We start from the raw sequence: 22,880 nt of genomic DNA, 5'->3' as shown, positions 1-22,880 counted from the left end.
ATGCTTAAAGATAATTGCAGATGCATATGTTTTCGTCTAGTAGGATATTAAGGGCCGAGACGAGCCTTGATCATCATCACGAAAGAGGGAACAGAGACCATGGACACCCAAAAACTCCTCGGCGAAGTTGCCGGCCAGCTTCTTTCAGGCGCCATCAAAGTGGTCGACCTGTCGGCGCAGCTTGGACCCGACACCCCGCTGATCAAGCTGCCACCGGAACTCGCCGTCGACACGCCGAAGGTCGAGATCCACTCGATCTCCCGCTATGACAAGAACGGCCCGTGGTGGGCGTGGAACTGGCTGAAGCTCGGCGAGCATTCGGGCACGCATTTCGACGCGCCGCAGCATTGGATCACCGGCAAGGATTATCCGGACGGCGCCACCGACACCATTCCGGCGCAGAACTTCGTCGGCCCGGTCAATGTCATCGACTGCTCGAAGGAAGCCGCCGCCGACCATGACTTTCTGCTCACCGTCGACCACATCAAGGCCTGGGAAGCCAAGCATGGCGCGATCAATGCCGGCGAATGGGTGGTGATGCGCACCGACTGGTACAAGCGCAACGGTTCGGAAGCCGACTTCCTCAACGCCAACGAGACCGGCCCGCATACGCCCGGTCCGACCGCCGAAGCCATCCAGTTCCTGATCAGCAAGGACATCAAGGGCTGGGGCTCGGAGACGATCGGCACCGACGCCGGCAAGGCCGGCGGCATGGAGCCGCCATTCCCGGCGCACACGCTGATGCACAAGGCCAACCGCTACGGTCTCGCCAGCCTGTGCAATCTCGACCAGCTGCCGCCGAAGGGCGCAATCCTGATCGCGGCACCCCTGAAGATCGAGCACGGCACCGGCAGCCCGATCCGCGCGCTGGCGCTTGTGTCGAAAGGCTAAGCGAAAGCACGCTGCAGTGAGCCAGCCGGATCACATCATCGTCGGCAGCGGCATCAACGCGCTGGTCTGCGCGGCGATGCTTGGCGGCAAGGGCGCGAAGGTGCTCGTCCTCGAGCGCAACGACCGCATCGGCGGTTGTGTGCGCACCGAGGAGATCACCGCGCCCGGCTTCATCCATGATGTAATGGCGACGACCTTTGTCCTGTTCATCACCTCGCCGGCCTTTGCCGCACTCGGCAAGGACCTGGCGCGGCACGGGCTGGAATTCTGCCACACCGGCACGCCGACCGGCGTGCTGCGGCCGGACGGCAGCCATGCCGTGCTCAGCACCGACCGCGCCGCCAATGTCGCGTCGATCAACGCGCTTGCCGCGGGTGACGGCGACAAGCATGGAAACGATGTCGGCGAGATCGAGCGCAATGCCGGCCTGCTGTTCGGCCTGCTCGGCGGCAGCCTGTGGTCCTATCCCACCACCAAGCTGCTGGCGGGCGAGGCATGGCGGCGAAGCCCGCGCAAACTCGCTGCCTTTCTCGGCGAAGCCCTGGTGCCGGCGCGCGGCTGGCTGGAAAGCACCTATCAATCCGACACCATCCGCGCACTGTGGGCTCCATGGGTGCTGCATGCCGGGCTCGGACCGGAAGATGCGTTCTCCGGCCAGATCGCCAAGGTCATCGCCTTCGCGCTGGAAGCCGCCGGGGCGCCGATCGTCAAGGGCGGGGCGAAGAACCTGCTCTCGGCGTTCGAGGCTTTGATCAGGGAACGCGGCGGCGAAATCCGCACCGGCGCTGATGTCGCTGCCGTAGTCCAGACCAATGGCCGCGCCACCGGCGTGCGACTGGCCTCGGGCGAAACCATCACGGCAAACAAGAGCGTCATCTGCTCGGTTACGCCGACCCAGCTTTACGGCCGCTTGCTCGGCAAGGACGCTCCGAAAGACGGTGTCGAAGCGACGCAAAAATTCCGCTACGGCAAAGGCAACTTCCAGATCCACTATGCCCTGAACAAGCCGCCGGCATGGCGCGGCGAAGGTCTGGACAAGGTGGCGCTGCTGCATCTCACACCGGGGCTCGACGGTGTGTCGAAGGCCTGCAACGAAGCGGTGCGCGGCATGTTGCCCGAGGTGCCGACCATCTGTGTTGGCCAGCCGCATGCGCTCGACCCGTCGCGTTGTCCGGACGGCAAGGCGATCCTGTGGCTGCAACTGCCCGAGGCGCCACGGCATATCAAGGGCGATGCCGCCGGCACGTTGCAGGCACCGGAGAACGGCCGCTGGACCGACGCGCTGCGCGAGGCCTATGCCGATCGTGCTGAAGCGATCCTTGCCAGCCACATCGACGGCTTCAAGGCCAGCGTCATCGCACGCCGCGCCTATTCGCCAGCCGACCTTGAAGCGATGAACATCAATCTGGTTGGCGGCGATCCCTATGGCGGCTCGTCGACCATCGACCAGTCGTTCCTGTGGCGGCCGTTCAAGGCCAGCCGCAATCACGATACCGGGGTCAAGGGCCTCTATCATATCGGTGCCTCGACCCACCCGGGCGCCGGCTTGGGCGGCGGCTCCGGCTTTCTCCTGGCGGGGAGGCTGTGATGGATCAGAAGCCTCCGGAAAAACGCCAGCGCATTTCGACCCTCGGCCAGATCGGCCTGCAGCAATTTGCTCCCTATCTGATGAACCGCATCATGGGCCGCTACAACGCCACTTTGCGCGATGATTTCCGCAAGCAGGGCCTCACCATTCCGCAGGTGCGCACGCTGGCCGTGCTATCCGTCGCCGACGGCGTCACCGTCAACGACCTTTCGGTCTATACGGTGATCGAGCAGTCCACCCTAAGCCGCACGCTCGACACGCTGGAGGGGCAAGGGTTTGTGCGTCGCGAGCAGGGCGTCACTGACAGCCGCATCCGCCATGTATTTCTGACCGACGAAGGCCGCGCCGAGTTCACCCGCGCCTGGCCGGCCATGCACGACGCGTTCGAGGCGATGTTCGACGATGTCGACGATGCCGAATATGCCGCGCTGATCGCCACGCTTTTGAAGATGCTGAAGAACATTCGCAAGCACGACATCTAATGCATGTCGCCCAAAAGTGGATCCGGTTTTAGGGAAACGACATGCATAAACAAAGACTCTAGACCTACGCGCCGCCAATCCAGCCGATAACGGGCCGGCGGTAACGGAAGGAGACAAAAATGGCCGAACGGTCTTTTGCCAAGGAAGTCGAAAAACTCCGCCTCGGTGCCGGCGAGGAGTTTGCCGGCGAAGGCATTCTCGCCATCACCAAGGCGCTGTTGCAATGCGGCGTCGGCTATGTCGGCGGCTATCAGGGCGCGCCGATCAGCCATCTAATGGATGTGCTGGCCGACGCGCAGGACATTCTGGGCGAACTCGGCGTGCATTTCGAAGCCAGCGCTTCGGAAGCCACCGCCACTGCCATGCTGGCGGCATCAGTGCATTATCCGATCCGCGGCGCCGCCACCTTCAAGTCGACCGTCGGCACCAATGTCGCCTCCGATGCGCTGGCCAATCTTGCCTCCGGCGGCGTCACCGGCGGCGCGCTGATCATCGTCGGCGAGGACTATGGCGAGGGCTCCTCGATCATGCAGGAGCGCAGCCACGCCTTTGCCATGAAGAGCCAGGTCTGGCTGCTCGATCCGCGCCCGAACCTGCCGTCGATCGTCAAGGCGGTGGAGGACGGTTTTGAGCTGTCCGAAGCCTCCAACACGCCGGTCATGCTGCAGGTGCGGATACGGTGCTGCCATGTCCATGGCCATTTCATCGCCAAGGACAACAAGCGGCCGCCTATGACGGTGGCCGATGCGCTCGACGCACCACGCCGCGACACCGGCCGCATCGTGCTGCCGCCCGCCTCCTTCCTGCACGAGAAGGAGAAGGTGCAGAAGCGCTGGCCGGCGGCGGTGGATTTCATCCGCAAGAACAAGATCAACGAAATCTTCGGGCCGGACCATGGCTCGGTTGGCATCGTCCTGCAGGGCGGCATGTACAATTCGGTCATCCGCGCGCTGCAGCGTCTTGGCCTTGCCGACACCTTTGGCGGCACCGACGTGCCGCTCTATGTCCTGAATGCCGTCTATCCCCTTGTTGATGACGAGTTCCTGTCCTTCTGCGAGGGCAAAGGCTCGGTGCTCGTCGTCGAGGAAGGCCAACCCAACTACATCGAGCAGGCGTTCGCCTCGATGCTGCACAAGGCCGGGCGCGGCACCAGCATTGTCGGCAAGGAGCATCTGCCGATGGCCGGCGAATACACCGGCCAGGTCATGCTCGACGGCATCGGCTCCTTCCTGCGCGCCACCGCTCCGCATCTCTTGCCGGGCGAGGTGCGCGCCCCCAACAAGGTCGGCGACGGGCTCGACATTGCCGACCTGATCAATGTCGTTCCGGGCCGTCCGCCCGGCTTCTGCGTTGGCTGTCCGGAGCGACCGATCTTTGCCGCGACAAAACTGGTCGAGCAGGAGCTTGGCAAGCATCACATCGCCTCCGACATAGGCTGCCATCTGTTTTCGATCATGCCGCCCTTCGAACTCGGCGCCACCACCATGGGCTATGGGCTGGGTCCGGCCTCGGCCTCGGCATTCAATTCGCCGGACGCCAAGCGCCGTTCGATCTCCTTCGTCGGCGACGGCGGCTTCTGGCACAACGGCCTGACCTCCTCGATCGGCAACGCCGTGTTCAACAAGAACGACGGCGTCATCGTCATCGTCGACAATTTCTACTCGGCCGCCACCGGAGGGCAGGACATTCTCTCCTCCCGCGCCGGCAACAAGACCAAGTCGACCAAGCACCCGATCACCGAGGCGGTGAAAGGCATGGGCGTCAAATGGCTGCGCCACATCGACCGCACCTATGATGTCACCAAGATGCAGGACACGCTGCGTGAGGCGCTGACGACGGAGGAGAAGGGACCAAAAGTCATCGTCGCCTCGTCCGAATGCATGCTCAACCGCCAGCGCCGCGAAAAGCCGCTGGTCGACAAGGCGATCAAAGGTGGGACACGCGTCGTCAAACCGAAATTCGGCGTCGACGAGGACATCTGCACCGGCGACCATGCCTGCATGCGGCTGTCCGGCTGCCCCTCGCTGTCGGTCAAGTCGCTCGACGATCCGCTGCGTGACGATCCGGTGGCGCATATCGATCAGAGCTGCGTCGGCTGCGGCAATTGCGGCGAGGTCGCCGATGCGGCGGTGCTTTGCCCGTCCTTCTACCGTGCTGACGTCGTGCACAACCCCGGCCGCTGGGATCGTTTCCTGGAAACGGCGCGACGCGCCACGATCGGCCTCTTGCAGCGCCGCCGTGAAAGCCGGCGCCTGATGTTCGCCGATGCTTGAGCCTTCACCCCACTCGAGGGCGGACGTGCGGCATGACGAGCGCGTCATCAAGCTTGCTGTGCTGGCGGTCGGCGGTCAGGGCGGCGGCGTTCTGGCCGACTGGATCACCGACGTCGCCGAGCGCAATGGCTACGTCGCGCAATCGACCTCGGTCGCCGGCGTCGCCCAGCGCACCGGCGCCACCATCTACTATGTCGAGATGTGCCGCGACACCGGCCGCCCGCCGGTTCTCGCGCTGTCGCCGTCGCAGGGCGATGTCGACATATTGATCGCCGCCGAATTGATGGAAGCCGGCCGCGCCATCATCCGCGGTTTTGTTACGCCCGAGCGCACCACGCTGATCGCCTCGTCGCACCGCATCGCCGCGGTGTCGGAGAAGATCGAGCCCGGCGACGGTCGCGCATCGTCCTCAAAGGTGCATGCAACCGCGGAAGCCGCGGCCAAGCGGTTCATCGCCTTCGACATGGAGAAGATCGCCGCCGACAATGGCTCGATGATCTCGGCCAGCCTGCTCGGCGCACTGGCGGGGTCCGACGCGCTGCCCTTCACCCGTGAAAGCTACGAGCAGGCGATCGGCGCCGGTGGTCGAGGCGTCAAGGCCAGCCTCGCCGCTTTCGGTGTTGCCTTTGATCGCGCGCGGGGCACAGCCTCGCCAGCGCCGCAGGCGGTCGAGCCGGCGGTTAGCGAGGTCGGTCTGGATGCGGCGGGGAAAGTCAGCGGTCCGGAGGGCCTTCTAAAAGGTTGGCAGGCGTTAGCAACTCGTGTCAGCGCGCTGCCGGAGCCGCTGCGCGAAATGGCGCTTCGTGGTTTGCGAAAGGTCGTCGACTATCAGGACATCGCCTATGGCGGCGAGTATCTCGACCGGCTAGATCGGGCCGTCGCGCTGGACGATGCCGAACATGCCTATGCGTTGTCGATCGCTGCCGCCAAGCATCTGGCCAACGCCATGTGCTACGACGACATGATCCGCGTTGCCGATTTGAAAACGCGCTCGACCCGTGATCAGCGCGTGCGCCGCGAGGTCGGTGTCAAGGATGGCTCGATCCTGCAGGTGACCGAATATTTCCACCCGCGCATCGAGGAGTTCTGCGGCACGCTGCCGGCGGGGCTGGGTAGCTACATCGAGGACCGGCCGAAGCTCGCCGCCTTTCTCGACCGCCGCATCAACCATGGCCGCCGCATCCGCACTGACAGCTTCGCCGGCTTTGCCGCTCTGTGGTTCATCGGCGGCCTGCGCCGCTGGCGTCGCAGCCTGCTGCGCCACAAGGTCGAGGTCGAGCATCTCGAGCGCTGGTACGCGCTGGCGCTTGGCTATGTGCCGGCTGATTACGCGCTTGCCGTCGAGATCGTCAACTGCCGCCGGCTGATCAAGGGCTATAGCGACACCCATCTCCGTGCCCAGTCGAAATTCGACCGCGTGCTGTCGGCGCTCGATCTGGTCAAGGGTCGCCCGGATGCCGCCGACTGGATCCGCCGCCTGCGCGAGATGGCGCTGAAGGACGAGAAGGGCGACATGCTCGACGGCGCGCTGAAGACCGTGGCGACGCTCTAGCGAACGGATTCCGTGCTTCCCCCAGCTGACCGGTGAAATAGCGGGTGCCGCAGCCGCGCAGGCCTTCTGTGGTTGGCGCGCCCGGCTCGTGCTATCGTATTCTGGGAGACGGCGGACGCGCCGTGAGCGCCCGTACGCTCCCCATTTGTGGGAGGAACCAATGGCTTACTACGTATTGCTGTCGAATTTCACAGATCAAGGTATCAAGAGCATCAAGGACACGCAGAAGCGTGCCGAGGCTTTCAAGGCGATGGCCAGCAAGAGCGGCATCAAGGTTCACTCGCTGTTGTGGACGCTTGGTCAATATGATGTCGTGGCGATTGCAGAAGCCGACGACGACATTGCTGCGACCGCCCTGGGCTTATCGATCGCATCGCTAGGCAACATCAGAACCCAGACACTGAGGGCGTTCGACACCGCGGACATGGCCAAGATCCTGGCAAAGATGGCCTGACCGCCACTGTGCTGCCTGCGCAGACGATTGAAGCCGGCCGCTGGGCCGAACGGCGGCAAGCTCGTTTGTTTTCCATGAAGCGAAAACCCCGGCATGAGGCCGGGGTTTTTGGTGACCGCGCGAAGGTGCAGGCCTTGCTGGCACGGGTCGTTAATCCTGTCGTCGCATCGACGTTACTGCTGAGAAGGGGCAGCGCTCAATCGTCGGTAGGAGATGCCGTCGAAAACTGCGATGGCAAAGTCCGTAGCCGACATCTTGCGCTTACGGCCGTCGCTGCAACTGAAAACCGGCCAACCGGCATCGCTGCATTCGCTGGCGGCGCAGATGCGGGCAAGGCAGTTTCCGAGCGTCAGCCGGAAGCCGCCAGTCCCTGCGAAGCCCTGCAACAGACTGCCGTCCGCCGCGCGCCATGTCCGTGCCCGGAATTCCGCTCGCAAGAGCGTTGGTTCGAGAGGGACCGCAAGGTCGGTTTCGCCAGAACGTCCCGCGAGCTTCAGCCGGATGCGTGCCATCCCTGTCGTGTAAGCGGTTACAAGGTCGGATTCTGCCGCATAGGCTGAGGCCATGGCCGAACGGTCAAGCAGATGAGAAATCCACCCGCCTGCCTCCACCGGCTTGATGAAGACAGCAATCAGAGCAAGAAAGGCAAAGCAAGCTCGCGACATCGGATAATTCCAGCAGCCGTTTTGGCGCCAGCGTGCCGGTTCGCCTCCCGTTTCCCTTGTACAACATCCTGCCAATCGGCGCCCGGCGCAAGCCGCCACCCGCTATTTTGCTGTCGTCGATGAATGGGGGCGTCCGGAGCAGCCTGCTGGGAATGAGCACGCCTGGCGAAGAATGAGAAAATGGTAGGACTGGCGCGGGCGTGCTGCTGCACTGTTGTCGGCCGGCAATGCGCCTGTCGCCTGAGCGCTTAACGTTCGAGCAAATGCCTGAGAAATATGGTGCCGCTTAGGTGACTCGAACACCTGACCCCATCATTACGAATGATGTGCTCTACCAACTGAGCTAAAGCGGCCCGGGAAGCCTAGGACCTCCAAGATGGGCTGGGTGATAGACGCAACCGGGTTTAAATTCAAGACAGGACTTGGCATTTCGTGCCGACCTTGGCTGCCGGTCCAAAAGGAGCCGGCGCACCGGTCCGCCGGGCGCTCGCGCCACCTGCGTTGTGCATCGCGCCGGCGATCACGCCGGAAAAATCGGCGACATGTGTTGATTTCTTTGCCGAAAACCTCCGAAATCGGCCTTGGACGCCCTGCCGAGGCAGAATGCGGCCGCTCGCCCGTTGATTGATTGGTCGCCTGCGGCTAACGATCATGGCGATGTGAGCGAACATGCAGAGGGAATTCGCTTGGACGCGATCGAAAAAGCGATCCGCAACGCCTTCGAAAAGGGCAATGCCGAGGACCGGGCGTTTCGCGAGAAGGTCTATCGATCGGCCTTCGCCGCGCTTGACCGCGTCCTCCAGGCCAATCCCGGCGTGACGGTGGAAGCCGCCATCAAGCGCCGCAAGGCGGTGCAGGCCAAGATCACCGAGATCGAATCCGAGTATCTGCCGGCGGTTGCCGGTGTCGCTCCGCAGGCAGAAACTGCCGCGCAGGCGGAACCTGCCACGGCTGCGCCCGCAGTGGAACTTCCGACGAGCACCGAACCTGTGGGCGAAGCTGTCGTTTCAGCGCCGTCGCCTGAGGTCGTTGTCGACGGGCCGGTGCAGACCCCTGCGGCCGATGCGCCCCGCTCGCGCGTCCTGCCTGTCGTTCCCGATATCATGCCAGCCGAGGATCTTCCCGGCGTGCCGGAAATCGACATGTTCACCTCAGCTCCCACCGAAGCCGCAACAGAGGTGGCGCCCGACCGTGACGAGAGGCGGGTGAGGGGGCGCCGCTTGCCGCTGACAGCGATCTTCCTCGCTGTGACGCTGCTCGCCGCCGCCGGCATCGGCCTCTATTTCGGCATACAGACCGGCGTCTTCAAAACGCCGGCCCAGCTCGACACCGCTCCGCCAGAGGCACCGCCGACGGTCGACGGTGACGATTTCACGCCGCCGGCCGACACGGGCTCGCCGCAAAAGCCCGGCGCCGCCGATCAGGCGCGCGACTGGATCAATGTGTTTTCGCCTGCCGATCCGACGCATGTCAGCGCGCCGTCCGATGCCAAGGCCGAGGTGATGCAGGACGACACCGGTTCCTTCCTGCGCATCCGCTCAGGCGCCTCCGGCTCGGCCATCGCCTTCGATGTCGGGCAAGGCGTGCTGGAGAAACTCGCCGGCAAGCACGCCGTGTTCGACATCCTCGCCCGCTCCGAAGAAGGCAAGGAGACGCAGATTTCCGTCGACTGCAATTTCGGTGATCTCGGCGATTGCGGTCGCAAGCGCTACGCGGTCGGCCAGCAGCGCAACGAATATCTGTTCGACGTGCAGTTCCCGCAGAAGCATCCGGGTGCAGCCGGCACCATCGCCATCAATTCCGACTTCGACAAGCAGGGCAAGGCGGTCGACATCTACGAGATCCGCGTCTCGATCGCGCCCTAGTCCAAGAGCGCCTGCAGCGTCTCGATGCGGTCGGCTTCAGCCGTCGGCTTGTCCCAGCGCAGCCGCGAAATTCTGGGGAAACGCATGGCGACGCCGGATTTGTGCCGGGTCGAGCGGTTGAGCCCCTCGAACGCCACCTCCAGCACCAGGCCGTTCTTGCGGTCGGCTCGCACCGAGCGGACCGGACCAAAACGCTCGACCGTGTTGTCGCGGACATATTTGTCGATCTGCTTCAGTTCCTCGTCGGTGAAGCCGAAATAGGCTTTGCCGACCGTCACCAGCTCTTCCGAACCCTCGGTGCCGGACCAGACGCCGAACGTGTAATCCGAATAGAAGCTCGAGCGCTTGCCATGGCCGCGCTGGGCGTACATCAGCACCGCATCGACCGTGTGCGGATCGCGCTTCCATTTGAACCACGGGCCTTTTGGCCGCCCAGCGAGATAGGGCGAATCCCAGCGCTTCAGCATCACGCCCTCGATAATCGGGTGCGGCGGTGCCCGGCGCAGCTTTTCCAGCGTTTGCCAATCCGGGAATTCGACGAACGGCGAAAGATCGAAACGGACCGGGTCGAGCGTTTTGACGAAGGTTTCAAGCCGCTTGCGACGCTCCGCGAAAGGCAGCGCGCGCAGATCTTCGCCGTTGATCTGCAGCGCATCGTAGCAGCGCATGAAGGCCGGGTATTGCTGCTGTATCTTCGCCGTCACGCTCTTGCGGTTGAGCCGCTGCTGCAGGTCTGAAAACGTGCCGGTCGCCGCGGGCTCGCCGACCAGCAATTCGCCGTCGAGCGCGGCGGAGAAATTCATCGCCTGGGCGAGATCGGGAAAGGCGCCGGAGACATCGTCGCCGGTGCGCGAATAGAGCCGGCGAACGCCGCCTTCGCAGGTTGCCTGGACGCGGATGCCGTCCCATTTCCATTCCGCCGCATAGTCGGCCGGATCGAGTTTTTCGAGATCGCCATCGCCGACCGGGTTGGAGAGCATCACCGGCCGGAACAGAGCCAGCGCTGTTCTCGCCGGCTTGTCGGCCTTGCCTTCCAGCCAGGCGAACAGCTCGATATAGGGTGGCGTCAGCCCGTGCCACAGCTCCTCGATTTCGGCGACGTCAACCTTGCCGAATTCGGCCAGCGCCTGTTTCGCCAGCCGCGCCGAGACGCCGATGCGCAAGCCGCCGGTGACCAGTTTGATGATGGCAAAACGGGCCGAAATGCTGGCGCTGTCGAGCAGCCTGGCCAGCACCTTCGGCCCGTCAGAGCGGCTCGCCGCCTGCAGCTTTTCGACGACCTCGCCAAGCGTAGGCTCACGGTTCTGCATATTGGCGGATGACTGCGGCCAGACCAGCGACACGGTTTCGGCGAGGTCGCCGACATAGTCGTAGGAGTAGCCGAACAGCACCGGGTCCATGCGCTCGCTGACCAGCGTGCGCAGCATCGCCGGCTTGACCGCCGCGATCGAAAGATCGCCGGTGATCGCAGCCAGCGCCAGGCCGCGGTCGGGATCCTCGACGCTGCGAAAATAGTCGGTCAGCAGCGTCAGCTTGCCGTTGCGCGACGGCGTCAGCACCAGGCGGTCGAGAAGTTCGGCGAAGCGGTTCATCGGCGTGTGGACCACGCCAACGACGGAGGTTTGCGTTCTGTCGCGCCCCCCTCTGTCCTGCCGGACATCTCCCCCTCAAGGGGGGAGATTGGCAGCTTCGCCAACTGCGCTTCCTTTGCAACGCTGAAGATTTGCGAAAGCGAAAGTGACATCTGATCTCCCCCCTTGAGGGGGAGATGTCCGGCAGGACAGAGGGGGGCGCCGTAGAGCACCACACCGGCGATTGCTGGATCCACGAGTGCCATCAATCGCCCTCGTCCTCATAGCCGACGAGATGCAGCGGCTTGGCAGTGATGCCTTCGAGTTCACACCAGCGCACCAGCGCTTCCTCGCGGCCATGGGTGACCCAGATTTCTCCCGCGCCCGTCTCCTTGATGGTGGCGGTCAGTTCGTCCCAGTCGGCATGGTCGGAAATGATCAGCGGCAGTTCGACGCCGCCTTGCTTGGCGCGCTGGCGGATGCGCATCCAGCCGGAGGCAAAGCACGAGATTGGATCGGGAAAGCGCCGCGCCCAGCGGTCAGCGAAGGCCGATGGCGGACCGACGACAATAGCGCCTGCGAAATCACCCTTGCCACCCTCCACCGTTGCCGGCTCCAGCGCCCCGAGGTCGATCCCCTGGCTCTGGTAGTAGTCGCTGAGCTTGGCCAGCGCACCGTGGATGTAGATCGGTCTGTCGTAGCCGGCGTCGCGCAGCAGCCGCATGACGCGCTGCGCTTTGCCCAGTGCATAGGCGCCCACCAGATGCGAGCGTTCGGGAAACTGCGCCGCTGATTTCAGCAGCCGGGCGATCTCTTCTGAATCGGGCGGGTGGCGGAACACCGGTAGGCCGAAGGTCGCCTCGGTGATGAAGACATCGCACGTCACCGGCTCGAAAGGTTCGCAAGTGGCGTCCTTCTGCCGTTTGTAGTCGCCGGAAGCGACGATGCGCGTGCCCTGATGCTCGACCGCGATCTGTGCCGAGCCAAGCACATGGCCGGCGGGATGGAAGGTGACGGTCACACCGTTCAGCGCGATCGTCTCGCCGAGCGCAGCCGCTTGGCGGGCCTCGGCAAAGTCCTCGCCATAGCGCAGCCCCATAATGTCGAGCGTCTGCCTTGTGGCCAGCACCGAGCGGTGGCCGGAGTGCGCATGGTCGGAATGGCCGTGCGTGATCAGCGCCCGGTTGACCGGCCGCACCGGGTCGATGAAGAAATCGCCGGGCGGGCAATAAAGGCCTTCCGGCCGGGGATGAAGCAGGTCGCTGGCGCGCATGGTTGCAAGATAGGCACTAATTCCGGCGCGGGAAGCCTGTTGTAACTCACTGCTGACTCCCGCATACACGGCACCGCCGGCTTCGCTTGCCGGCAGGACCCATCGCCATGAAACCGCTCCAGGCCTCGTCCGGCGACTTGAACGCCGATCGCCGCGCCGACTATGCCGAGATGCTGCACGCCGATGGCGATCATGCGGCGGCGGCGGAATTGCTGCTTGGCGCGCTGGAACTGACTCCGCAATGGGCGATGGGATGGTTCCGCCTCGGCGAGATGCAGCAAGCGGCAGGTGCGTCGGGTCCGGCGGCGCAGGCCTGGGCCATGTCGTTGCAGCTGGACCCGGTGGATCGCCAGGGCGCCGCGCTCAATTTGCAATTGATCGGCAAGGCGCCGGCGACAGACGCGCTGCCCAGCGCCTTCGTCGAAACGCTGTTCGATCACTATGCCGAGACGTTCGATCAATCGCTGGTCGACAAGCTCGGCTACCGCTTGCCCGAATTTCTCGACCACGCCATTCGGGCGGTAAGGCCGGGCCGTTTCGGGCTGGTGCTCGATCTCGGCTGCGGCACCGGGCTGATGGGGCAACGGCTGCGGCCGATCGCCGACCGGCTGGAAGGCTATGACATCTCGGCCAGCATGCTGAGAAAGGCGCGCGCCAAAGCCATCTATGATTTTCTGGGCAAGGCTGACCTCAGGGATTTTTCCTATGCCGGCCCGAAAGCCGATCTGGTGACGGTGGCCGATGTATTCATCTATGTCGGCGGGCTCGCAGCCATGGTGAGGACGATTGCCGGGTTGCTGGCCGGCGACGGCCTGTTTGCGTTCTCGGTCGAGAGTTTGGCTGACCCGGCCGGCGATTTCGCGCTGCAGCCGTCACGACGCTTTGCGCATTCGGAACCCTATGTCAGGGGGGTTCTCACCGCCAACGGGTTTTCGATCCTGTCATCGGAGGCAACAACCATCCGGCAGGATCGCCGTCAGGCGGTCGAGGGGCTGGCGGTGGTGGCAGGGAAAATCAGCACAGGCTGAATGCTCACAATGGTGACCACAGCGGTGGTGCCGTCCCGCCTGCCTTTGCTGTGAAAAAGCCCGAATCGCATGCGCGGATGACAGGGGGCTGATATCGGCTGGAGCAAAACCAATGCGCTGGAACATGATGGTCTTGGCGTCTTGCCTGGCGATGGCCGGCTGCATGGGCTCGTCGATGTCCGAACGGCAGGACGCCAATGTCGAGTCCTCGCTGCAGTTCGACACCGTGCCTTGCGATCAATTGCTGGCACAGCGAAACGGCCTGGCCCAGCAATATCATTTGGCGGTGGATGCCAAGCCGACCTTCTCCAATCCGGCGTTGGGTTTTGGTCCGTTCACGCCGGATATGCGCTCGAAAAACCGGCGCGATATCGACCAGGCAACGGGCAGGATCGACGCCATGAACCGCTCGATCGACCGCCGCGATTGCGGCCAGCCGGGCAAGAAAACCAAGTTCGCTTTGCCGGGCTAAGCCTCGCCTGCGTCAATAGCCCGCGTCGCGATCGACCAGATTGTCGAGCTTCTCGCCGCGCTCATAGGCGGCCATCTGCCGAAGCATGATCGGCACCAGATGGACGGGGTCGGAGGTTGCCGCCGCGTGCGGCGTCACGAACACCTTGGGATGGCCCCAGAGCGGGCTGGTCTTCGGCAGCGGTTCGACCTCGAACACGTCGAGGCTCGCCTCCTTCAGCGTGCCGTCGTCCAGCGCCCGCAAGATATCGGCATCTTTTTGCAGCCGGCCGCGCCCGGCATTGATCAGCACCGCGCCGCCAAGGCCATTGCGCCTGCGCAACTCCTTCAGCACGCCATGATTGATGATGCCTTTCGTGTCGGGCGTCAGCGGCAAGAGCACCACCAGGATGTCGGTGGCATTGAGGAAGGGAACCAGCCCGGCCTCGCCCGCGTAGGTCGAAACACCTTTCATCGGTCGCTCGGTGCGCGACCAGCCATTGACCGGAAAGCCTAGCGACAACAGCACCGACGCCGCCGCGCGGCCGAGATTGCCGAGGCCCATAATGCCGACCGAGATGTCGCCGGCCGGTCGCTGCGGCGGTTCGTGCCAGATCTTCTTCGGCTGCTGCGATCGGTAGAGCATGCCTTGGCGGTGATGATCGAGCACCCGCCAGACGACATATTCGGTCATGTACTGGGTGAGGTTGTCTGCGACGACCTTGACGATCGGCACTTTGGGCAGACCGGGGTCGGCGAAGATATGGTCGACGCCGGCGCCGATCGAGAAGATGGCGCGCAGATTGGGCAACGACGCCAGAAGGTTCGGCTTCTGCTTCCACACCACCGCATAGGTAATCGACGGATCGCTGGCGCCGTCCGGCTCGAGCACCACCTCACGCTCGGCCGACAAAAGTTCGCGCCAGCGCTGCGGATGAAAGCCGGTAACGGCAAGCAGGATGCGGCCTTTTTCCATTTGCGGATCTTATTCCCTCTTGCGCAGTCTACTCGCTCACGATGCCAACCGGCGCCGTCTCGATCCTGAAGGCGGCCGAGATCAGCGCCTTGGTATAGTCGGTCTGCGGCCGCTCGAAAATCTGTTCGGACGGGCCGGCTTCGACGATCCTGCCATTGCGCATGACGATGACGTCGTTGGCAAGGGCGCGGATGACTTTCAGGTCGTGGCTGATGAAGAGGTAGGCAAGGTCGTGCTTTGCCTGCAGGCTGCGCAAAAGGTCGACCACCTGCGCCTGCACGCTCATGTCGAGCGCCGAGGTCGGCTCGTCCAGCATGACGAAACGCGGATTGAGCACCATGGCGCGCGCAATGGCGACGCGCTGGCGCTGGCCGCCGGAGAATTCATGCGGATAACGGTTGCGCGTAGCGGCATCGAGGCCGACTTCGCCGAGCACGTCGACCACCCTTTTGTCGCGCTGGTCGGGCGATAGCTTCGGCTCGTGGATCTTCAGGCCTTCCTCGATGATCTCGGAGATGGACATGCGCGGGCTGAGCGACCCGAACGGGTCCTGGAAGACGATCTGCAACTCGCGCCGCAGCGGTCGCATGGCGTTGAAGGAGAGCTGGTTGATGTCGCGTCCGTTGAACCGGATGGCTCCCGTCGACGAGATCATCCTGGCCAGCGCCAGGCCGAGCGTTGTCTTGCCCGAACCGGATTCGCCGACGACGCCAAGCGTCTGGCCGGCGCGTACGGTGACATCGATGCCGTCGACGGCTTTCACATTGTCGACGGTGGTGCGGAAGAAGCCTTTCTTGATCGGAAACCAGACCTTGATGTCGTGACCCGTCATCACCGGCTTGGCGGCGTCGTTGGCGGCCGGCGGTTTGCCCTTCGGTTCGGCGGCCAGCAGATGGCGCGTATAGGCATGCTGCGGATTGGCGAAGATATCCTTGGTCGGCCCGGCCTCGACGATCTTGCCCTTGGTCATCACGCAGACCCGGTCGGCGATTTTCCGGACGATGCCGAGATCGTGGGTGATGAACAGCATCGACATGCCCTTGCGGCTCTTCAGGCCCGCCAGCAGTTCGAGGATCTGCGCCTGCACGGTGACGTCGAGCGCCGTCGTCGGTTCATCGGCGATCAGCAGTTCGGGTTCGTTGGCTAGCGCCATGGCGATCATGACGCGCTGGCGCTGGCCGCCGGAAAGCTGGTGCGGATAGGCATCGAGCCGCTTCTGCGGCTCGCGGATGCCGACCTCGTTGAGCAGTTCCAGGGTGCGCGCCTTGGCTTGGCGATCGCCCAGGCCCTGGTGCAGTTTCAGGATCTCGACGATCTGCTGCTCGATCGTGTGCAGCGGATTGAGCGAGGTCATCGGCTCCTGGAAGATCATCGTGATCTTGTTGCCGCGCACGCTGCGCAATTTCTTCTCGTTCATCGCCAGCAGGTCGGCGCCCTGGAACAGGATCCGTCCCGACGGATGGCTAGCGGTCGGATAGGGCAGCAGCTTCAGCACCGACAGTGCCGAGACCGATTTGCCGGAGCCGGATTCGCCGACCAGCGCCACCGTCTCGCCCTTGGCGAGGTCGAATGAGATGTGGTCGACCGCTATCGACTGGTTGCCGCCCTGGGTGAAGGCAACGCTGAGATCGCGGACGGAGAGCAGGGGCTCGCTCATCTGAACGCCTTGCGCGGATCGAAGGCGTCGCGCGTCGCCTCGCCGACGAAGACGAGCAGCGACAGCATCAGCGAAATGACGACGAAGCCGGAAATGCCCAGCCACGGCGCGTTGAGATTGCGCTGCGCCTGTTTCAAGAGTTCGCCGAGCGAGGCGGAGCCGGGCGGCAGGCCGAAGCCGAGATAGTCGAGCGAGGTCAGCGTCGAGATCGAACCGCTGAGCAGAAAAGGCATGAAGGTCAGCGTCGCCACCATGGCGTTGGGCAAAAGGTGCCGGAACATGATGGTGCGGTTGGGTACGCCGAGCGCGCGGGCTGCGTTGACATATTCGAAGTTGCGGGCGCGCAGAAACTCGGCCCGCACCACCCCGACCAGTGCCACCCAGGAGAACAACAGCATCAGCCCGAGCAGGATGAAGAAGCCGGGCGGCAAGATGGCGGCGACGATCAGCAAGAGATAGAGCACCGGGATCGCCGACCAGATCTCGATGAAGCGCTGGAACAGAAGGTCGGTCCAGCCGCCGAAATAACCTTGCAATGCGCCGGCCATCACACCGATTACCGACGAGCCGGCGGTCAGGATCAAGCCGAACAGCACCGACACTCTAAATCCGTAGATGACGCGCGCCAGCACGTCGCGCGCCTGATCGTCGGTGCCTAGCCAGTTCCAGTTGCCGATGACGCAATTGGGGTCGGCGGCGCCTTGCGGATACTGGTTGCAACGGGTCTTGGCATCATAGAGCCAGGACGGCTTGGTCGGTGCCGCCTCGGGAATGGCGTTGTTGACGGTCTGGTAGGAGTAGCGCACCGGCGGCCAGATCATCCAGCCATTGGCGTTGATCTCGTCCTGGATGATCGGATCGCGATAGTCGGTAACCGCGTAAAAGCCGCCGAACTTCTCTTCCGGGTAGGCGACCAGCACCGGAAACAGGATCTCGCCCTTGTAGGAGGCGATGATTGGTTTGTCGTTGGCGATCAGTTCTGAAAACAGCGACAGCACGAACAGGACGAGAAAAATCCACAACGACCAGTAGCCGCGCCGGTTGGCTCTGAAATTCTGCAGGCGCCGCTGGTTGAGCGGCGATAGCCGCGGCCGCGGGATCCGCGCCGGCACCGTATCAGTGGCAGTTTGCGCCATCAGACGTCTCTCCGCTCGAAGTCGATGCGCGGGTCGACCCAGGTGTAGATCAGGTCGGACAAGAGCCCGACAAACAGGCCGAGCAGCGAAAAGATGTAGAGATTGGCGAACACCACCGGATAGTCGCGATCGATCACCGACTTGAAGCCAAGCAGGCCGAGGCCGTCGAGGGAGAAGATGTTTTCGATCAGCAGCGAGCCGGTGAAAAAGGCCGAGATGAAGGCGCCGGGAAAGCCCGCGATGACGATCAGCATGGCGTTGCGGAAGACATGGCCATAGAGCACCTGCCGCTCCGACAGGCCCTTGGCGCGTGCGGTCACCACATACTGTTTGCGGATTTCCTCAAGAAACGAATTCTTGGTCAAAAGCGTGGTGGTGGCGAAGGCCGACAGCACCAGCGCAGTCAGCGGCAAGGTCATGTGCCAGAAATAGTCCAGAATCTTGCCTGACCAGGACAGCTGGTCCCAATTGTCGGAGGTGATTCCGCGCAGCGGGAACCAGTCCCAGAACGATCCGCCGGCAAACAGCACCATCAGCATGATGCCAAACAGGAAGCCTGGGATGGCGTAGCCGACAATGACGACGCCGCTGGTCCAGATATCGAAGGGCGTGCCGTCCTTGACTGCCTTGCGGATGCCGAGTGGGATCGAGATCAGGTAGGACAAAAGCGTGATCCACAGCCCGATCGAAATCGAAACCGGCATCTTTTCCAGGATCAGGTCGAGCACCGAAATGTCGCGGAAATAGCTGTCGCCGAAATCGAAGCGGGCATAGTTCCACAGCATCAGGCCGAAGCGCTCAAGCGGCGGCTTGTCGAAGCCGAACTGCTTCTCCAGCTTTTTGATGAATTCCGGATCGAGTCCTTGCGCGCCGCGGTATTTCGAACTGACGTCGCCGGCCGGATCGAAATTGGCGCCGCCCGAATCGCCGCCGCCGCTGCCGAGACGATCGCTGCCACCCTGGTTGGTCAGCTTGGCGATGACCTGCTCGACAGGGCCACCGGGTGCGAACTGGACGACCGCGAAGGACACCGCCATGATGCCGAACAGCGTCGGGATCATCAACAGGATGCGGCGCAGTACATAAGCGCCCATCAGGCTCTCTGCCCTCGATGGGCGAACATCTCAGCCTTTGCCAATCTTTGCCGCCTTGCCCTTGTCCAACCACCACAGCGCTTCGACCGGAAAGCCGAAATCAGGTTTTTGTTCGGGGAAACCGAACATATCCCAATAGGCGCTTCGGTGATTCGCCAGGAACCAACTAGGAATCCAATCGCGTCGCGCACGCAAGGCCCGGTCGAGCGCCCGGACCGCAACCGTCAAGCTTTCACGATCTTTGGCGGCGCCGACAGCGTCGATGAGCGCGTCGATGGCGGGGCTCGAAATGCCCGGCAGGTTGCGAGAGCCGGAAACGGTCGCAGTGCTCGAATGGAAGAAGATTTCGAGATCATCTCGGGTCGGTGTCGCCGAAAACGAGAAGGCGACCGAGATCAGGTCGAAATCGAAGGTCGACTGCCTGAGCTGGTATTGCGCCGGATCGACCAGTCGTATCGTGGCGTCTATGCCGACCGCCCTCATATTGGCGATCCACGGCGAATAGACCTTCACGAAAGTGTCGTCGTCGACGAGGAATTCGGCTGACAGCCGCCCGCCCTTGTCGTTGACGGCAAAATCGCCGGAACGTTTCCAGCCTGCCTCGGCCAGAAGTCTCGCAGCCTTCCCCAACATCTTGCGGTCTCGCCCTGAACCGTCCGAGGCAGGCTGCGTCACCGCCTCGCCGAAGGTCTCCGGCGGCAGCTTGTCACGCAGCGGCTCCAGCAGAGCGAGTTCTTCCGGCGACGGCAGTCCTTCGGCGCGATAGTCCGACTTCTCGAAGCAGGATTGCGAGCGTTCGTAGGAGCCGTAGAAGAAGTTGCGCCGCGTCCATTCGAAGTCGAAGCAGAGCGCGATCGCCTGCCGCACACGCGGGTCCCGAAACTGCTCGCGCCGCTGGTTGACGGCGGTGGCCTGCATGGAAGGGACTGTTTCAGCGGGAAATTCGTGCTTGACCACCTTGCCGGCGGTGAAGGCCGGAAAGTCATAGGCCGTCGCCCACAACCGCGAGGTGAACTCCTCCCGGTAGGTGATTTCGCCCTTCTTGAAGGCTTCGAAACCGGCGGTGCGGTCCTGGTAGAACTCGATGCGGATGCGCTCGAAATTGTTCTGGCCGCGATTGACCGGGAGATCCTTGCCCCAATAGTCGGCGACGCGCTCATATTCGATCCACGACCCCGCCGACCACCGCCCGACCTTGTAGGCGCCGCAGCCGAGCGGAGGGTTCAGTTGCGAGGAATCGAAGGGATTAGCGCTGTAGAAGGTCTTCGACAGGATCGGGAATTCGGCGACGTTGAGGATGGTGCGAACGGAGTGCTTGCCGGAAAAGCTCAGCCTGAGCGTGCGCGGATCGACAGCGACCGCATCCTCGAGATGCGTAAGCGACAATGCCAGGTCGGGATGACCCTTGTCCTTGAACAGCTTGAAGGTAAAGGCCGCGTCCTCGGCGGTCAGCGGCGTGCCGTCGTGGAAGCGCGCTTCGGGCCGAAGCGAGAATTCGAAGCTCTTGCGGTCGTCCGAGATGGTCACACCGTCGGCAATCAGGCCGTAGACGGCATCCGGTTCGTCCAGCGCCCTTGCCATCAGCGAATCGAAGCACATTGCCATGCGCGGTGGCGCGTCACCCTTCGGCGTGAAGGAATTCAGCGTGTTGAAGGTCTCCGTGTTCTGATTGTAGTTCCAGTTGGGCGGCGAGAAATTGAAGGTGCCACCCTGCGGCGCATCGACGTTCACATAGTCGAAATGCGTGAAATCAGATTTGTACTTCAGGTCGCCGAAGGCCGACAGGCCATGCAGTTTCACGCCGGTCGGGATGGCGGCAAAGGCCCGGCCAGGCAGCAATGCGGCGGCGAAGGCCGCGCCGCCCAAGGCCAGGAAGTCGCGGCGGGGCAGCACCGCCATCAATTGCTGCCCTTGTATTTGGCGGCCAGCGCCTTTTCCTTGTCCGGATCGATCCACCACGAATCAATGTCCACGCCCGCGTAGCTTGGCTGCTTTGCCGGGACGCCGAACTTGTTCCAGTAGGCGATGCGAATTTTCCCCAGATGCCATTGCGGGATCACGTAGTAATTCCACAGCAGCACCCGGTCGAGCGCATGGGTCGCCGCCACCAGATCGTCCCGGTCGGTGGCAAAGATGACGCGGTCGATCAGCGCATCGACGACCGGGTTCTTGATGCCGGCGAGATTGCGCGACCCGGACCTGTCGGCTGCGGTGGAGCTGAAGAAATCCCGCTGTTCGTTGCCCGGCGAGTTGGATTGCTGCATGCTCGAAAGCGCCAGCATGTCGAAATCGAAAGCGCGGGTTCGGTTCGTGTATTGGCTGTCATCGACGATGCGCAGCGTGGCATCGATGCCGAGGCGCCGCAGATTGTCGATCAAAGGCGAGGCGACGCGCTCATCCACGGGGTCGTTGCCGAGAAACTCGATCTTGAACGGTTCTCCGGTCTTTTCATTGACCAGCTTGCCGCCTTGATTGATCCAACCCGCTTGCTTGAAAAGATCATAGGCCTTGCGCAGATTTTCACGCCCCGATTGCGGCGTGTTGTAGAGGGGCAGCTTGAACTCCTGGGTGAACAGGTCAGGCGGCAGTCTGTCTCGATATTGCTGCAGGATCTCCAACTCCTTGCCTTGCGGCAGGCCGGTTGAGGCCAGATCGCCACCTTCAAAGTAGCTGTCCGTGCGCGTATAGGCGCCGTAGAAGATGGTGCGGTTCATGCTCTCGAAATCATAGGCGTAGGTCAGAGCCTCGCGCACGCGCACGTCCTGGAACTGGGGGCGGCGCGCGTTCATGACATAGGCCTGCATCGGTTGCGGCGAGGTCGTAGGGTATTCCGTCTTTATGACGTCGCCTGCCTTGATGGCCGGAAACGTGTACTCGACCGCCCATCGCTGGGCGCGTGACTCGACGCGGTAATCCTGAAAGCCGCCCTTGGTGAAGGCTTGCCAGGACGCGTTGTCGTCAAGGAAGTAGCTGAGGCGTTGCGTATCGAAGTTCTCGCGGCCGATCTTTACCGGCAGCTTGGCCCCCCAATAATCGGGCACGCGCTGCCACACGATTTCCGCACCCGGTTTGAAGCTGGCGATCTCGTAGGCGGCCGAGCCCAACGGCGGCTCCAGCGTCGGCCTTGTGACGTCGCGCTTTTTGCCGTTGGCGTCGGTCCCTTCCCACCAGTGCTTCGGCAGCACGACGAGATCGCCGAGGATTTTCGGCAGTTCCCGATTGCCCTTCTGGCTGAAGTGGAACTCCACCTCGCGGTCGGACACGGCGACCGCATCGGTGACGTTCTCGAAATAGCGGCTGTACATCGGGCTGTTGGCCTTCAGCACCTGGAACGACCAGATGACGTCGTCGGTGGTGATCGGCTGGCCGTCATGCCACTTCGCCCGCGGATCAAGCCGGTAGGTGGCCGATGAAAAATCGTCAGGGTATTTGTAGGCGTCGGCGACCAGCGGATGGCTGGTGCTGCCCTCGTCGGTAGCCTGCTCCATCAGCGTGTCGTAGAGCAGGCCGCCGCCGAAAGCGGCAAAACCGGCAGCGGCGGATCCTTGCACGATGTAAGGGTTAAAGCTGTCGAACGTACCGATCACGACCGAATTCACCGTGCCGCCCTTTGGCGCGTCCGGATTGACATAGTCGTAGTGCTGGAAATCGTCGCCGTATTTGGACTCGCCGATCAGCGAGGAGGAAGTCCGCCATTCGTCAGAGGAGGCTGCCTGCAGGCCGCCGGCCAAAGCCGCCACGATCAGCATCGATCTGAAAAGCGCTCGGCCAACCGTCATGCGTTTCCTCTCTGCGGTGCGTTCGCGGACAGTCTAGATGATTTGACGTCCGTGAAAACCGCGACAGACCGGCTTTGTCGCCGCATATGCATCATTCCTAACAAAAAAGCCGGGTTGAACCCGGCTTTTTCAAGGAAGTGTCTATT

18 protein-coding genes and 1 tRNA gene are annotated in these 22,880 nt (G+C 63.1%); 9 read left to right on the top strand and 10 right to left on the bottom strand.

Going from position 1 to position 22,880, the window contains the following annotated elements; translation table 11 throughout:
• Positions 1-99 precede the first annotated feature (99 nt).
• The 6 genes from AC1DXU_RS21320 to AC1DXU_RS21295 all read left to right on the top strand — a co-directional run bounded on the left by AC1DXU_RS21320 (position 100) and on the right by AC1DXU_RS21295 (position 7,240).
• Positions 100-891 (top strand): cyclase family protein, encoded by a 792-nt coding sequence (locus AC1DXU_RS21320; RefSeq protein WP_477311517.1) that lies wholly within the window; start codon positions 100-102, stop codon positions 889-891.
• 16 nt (positions 892-907) lie between these two features.
• On the top strand, positions 908-2,479 hold the full coding sequence (locus AC1DXU_RS21315; protein ID WP_477372167.1) for a phytoene desaturase family protein: 1,572 nt from the start codon (positions 908-910) through the stop codon (positions 2,477-2,479).
• Positions 2,479-2,961 carry a MarR family winged helix-turn-helix transcriptional regulator gene (locus AC1DXU_RS21310; protein WP_477311519.1) on the top strand — a complete coding sequence of 161 codons (483 nt, stop codon included), beginning with the start codon at positions 2,479-2,481 and terminating at the stop codon, positions 2,959-2,961. Before AC1DXU_RS21315 ends, AC1DXU_RS21310 begins: the two co-directional genes overlap by 1 nt.
• 119 nt (positions 2,962-3,080) lie before the next feature.
• Entirely contained in the window at positions 3,081-5,234 is a 2,154-nt protein-coding gene (locus AC1DXU_RS21305; protein WP_477372165.1) for a thiamine pyrophosphate-dependent enzyme, read from the top strand.
• The gene (locus AC1DXU_RS21300) at positions 5,227-6,786 is read left to right on the top strand and encodes an indolepyruvate oxidoreductase subunit beta family protein (protein WP_477372163.1); all 1,560 of its coding nucleotides are present in this window, start codon (positions 5,227-5,229) and stop codon (positions 6,784-6,786) included. The genes AC1DXU_RS21305 and AC1DXU_RS21300 overlap by 8 nt, the downstream gene beginning before the upstream one ends.
• A 160-nt stretch (positions 6,787-6,946) precedes the next feature.
• Positions 6,947-7,240 carry a GYD domain-containing protein gene (locus AC1DXU_RS21295; RefSeq protein ID WP_477372161.1) on the top strand — a complete coding sequence of 98 codons (294 nt, stop codon included), beginning with the start codon at positions 6,947-6,949 and terminating at the stop codon, positions 7,238-7,240.
• 173 nt (positions 7,241-7,413) lie between these two features.
• Here AC1DXU_RS21295 and AC1DXU_RS21290 read toward each other — a convergent pair whose 3' ends face one another.
• Both AC1DXU_RS21290 and AC1DXU_RS21285 read right to left on the bottom strand, forming a co-directional pair.
• Positions 7,414-7,905, bottom strand: a complete 492-nt coding sequence (locus AC1DXU_RS21290; RefSeq protein WP_477372159.1) for a hypothetical protein — start codon at positions 7,903-7,905, stop codon at positions 7,414-7,416.
• Between the two features lie 277 nt (positions 7,906-8,182).
• Positions 8,183-8,258: transfer RNA gene (locus tag AC1DXU_RS21285), tRNA-Thr, on the bottom strand.
• Positions 8,259-8,591: 333 nt separating this feature from the next.
• Here AC1DXU_RS21285 and AC1DXU_RS21280 point away from each other — a divergent pair.
• A complete protein-coding gene (locus AC1DXU_RS21280) occupies positions 8,592-9,770 on the top strand; it encodes a hypothetical protein (RefSeq protein WP_477372157.1) in 1,179 nt (392 codons plus the stop codon).
• Here the strand turns inward: AC1DXU_RS21280 and AC1DXU_RS21275 are convergent.
• A complete protein-coding gene (locus AC1DXU_RS21275) occupies positions 9,767-11,362 on the bottom strand; it encodes a cisplatin damage response ATP-dependent DNA ligase (protein ID WP_477372155.1) in 1,596 nt (531 codons plus the stop codon). The two genes, AC1DXU_RS21280 and AC1DXU_RS21275, sit on opposite strands and share 4 nt — an antisense overlap.
• Positions 11,363-11,606: 244 nt before the next feature.
• Positions 11,607-12,614 carry a ligase-associated DNA damage response exonuclease gene (locus AC1DXU_RS21270; protein ID WP_477372153.1) on the bottom strand — a complete coding sequence of 336 codons (1,008 nt, stop codon included), beginning with the start codon at positions 12,612-12,614 and terminating at the stop codon, positions 11,607-11,609.
• Between the two features lie 107 nt (positions 12,615-12,721).
• On the opposite strand from AC1DXU_RS21270, the gene AC1DXU_RS21265 reads away from it, so the two are divergent.
• Together AC1DXU_RS21265 and AC1DXU_RS21260 are read left to right on the top strand one after the other, a co-directional pair.
• The gene (locus AC1DXU_RS21265; protein WP_477372151.1) at positions 12,722-13,642 is read left to right on the top strand and encodes a class I SAM-dependent DNA methyltransferase; all 921 of its coding nucleotides are present in this window, start codon (positions 12,722-12,724) and stop codon (positions 13,640-13,642) included.
• A 112-nt stretch (positions 13,643-13,754) separates the two neighbouring features.
• On the top strand, positions 13,755-14,114 hold the full coding sequence (locus AC1DXU_RS21260; RefSeq protein WP_477372149.1) for a hypothetical protein: 360 nt from the start codon (positions 13,755-13,757) through the stop codon (positions 14,112-14,114).
• A gap of 12 nt (positions 14,115-14,126) precedes the next feature.
• On the opposite strand, the gene AC1DXU_RS21255 is transcribed toward AC1DXU_RS21260, so the two are convergent.
• The 6 genes from AC1DXU_RS21255 to AC1DXU_RS21230 are packed head-to-tail and all read right to left on the bottom strand — an operon-like array spanning position 14,127 to position 22,734.
• Entirely contained in the window at positions 14,127-15,068 is a 942-nt protein-coding gene (locus tag AC1DXU_RS21255) for a 2-hydroxyacid dehydrogenase (RefSeq protein WP_477372147.1), read from the bottom strand.
• Between the two features lie 28 nt (positions 15,069-15,096).
• On the bottom strand, positions 15,097-16,725 hold the full coding sequence (locus tag AC1DXU_RS21250; protein ID WP_477372145.1) for an ABC transporter ATP-binding protein: 1,629 nt from the start codon (positions 16,723-16,725) through the stop codon (positions 15,097-15,099).
• Positions 16,722-17,861, bottom strand: a complete 1,140-nt coding sequence (locus AC1DXU_RS21245) for an ABC transporter permease (RefSeq protein ID WP_477372143.1) — start codon at positions 17,859-17,861, stop codon at positions 16,722-16,724. Before AC1DXU_RS21245 ends, AC1DXU_RS21250 begins: the two co-directional genes overlap by 4 nt.
• Positions 17,861-18,955 carry a microcin C ABC transporter permease YejB gene (locus AC1DXU_RS21240; RefSeq protein ID WP_477372141.1) on the bottom strand — a complete coding sequence of 365 codons (1,095 nt, stop codon included), beginning with the start codon at positions 18,953-18,955 and terminating at the stop codon, positions 17,861-17,863. Before AC1DXU_RS21240 ends, AC1DXU_RS21245 begins: the two co-directional genes overlap by 1 nt.
• Before the next feature lie 30 nt (positions 18,956-18,985).
• The gene (locus AC1DXU_RS21235) at positions 18,986-20,854 is read right to left on the bottom strand and encodes an extracellular solute-binding protein (protein WP_477372139.1); all 1,869 of its coding nucleotides are present in this window, start codon (positions 20,852-20,854) and stop codon (positions 18,986-18,988) included.
• Positions 20,854-22,734 carry an extracellular solute-binding protein gene (locus AC1DXU_RS21230; protein WP_477372137.1) on the bottom strand — a complete coding sequence of 627 codons (1,881 nt, stop codon included), beginning with the start codon at positions 22,732-22,734 and terminating at the stop codon, positions 20,854-20,856. Before AC1DXU_RS21230 ends, AC1DXU_RS21235 begins: the two co-directional genes overlap by 1 nt.
• Positions 22,735-22,880: the final 146 nt, after the last annotated feature.

The sequence above is a fragment of the Mesorhizobium sp. P3_A10 genome, from assembly GCF_056403175.1.
This window is presented reverse-complemented; position numbering and strand designations above follow the sequence as displayed.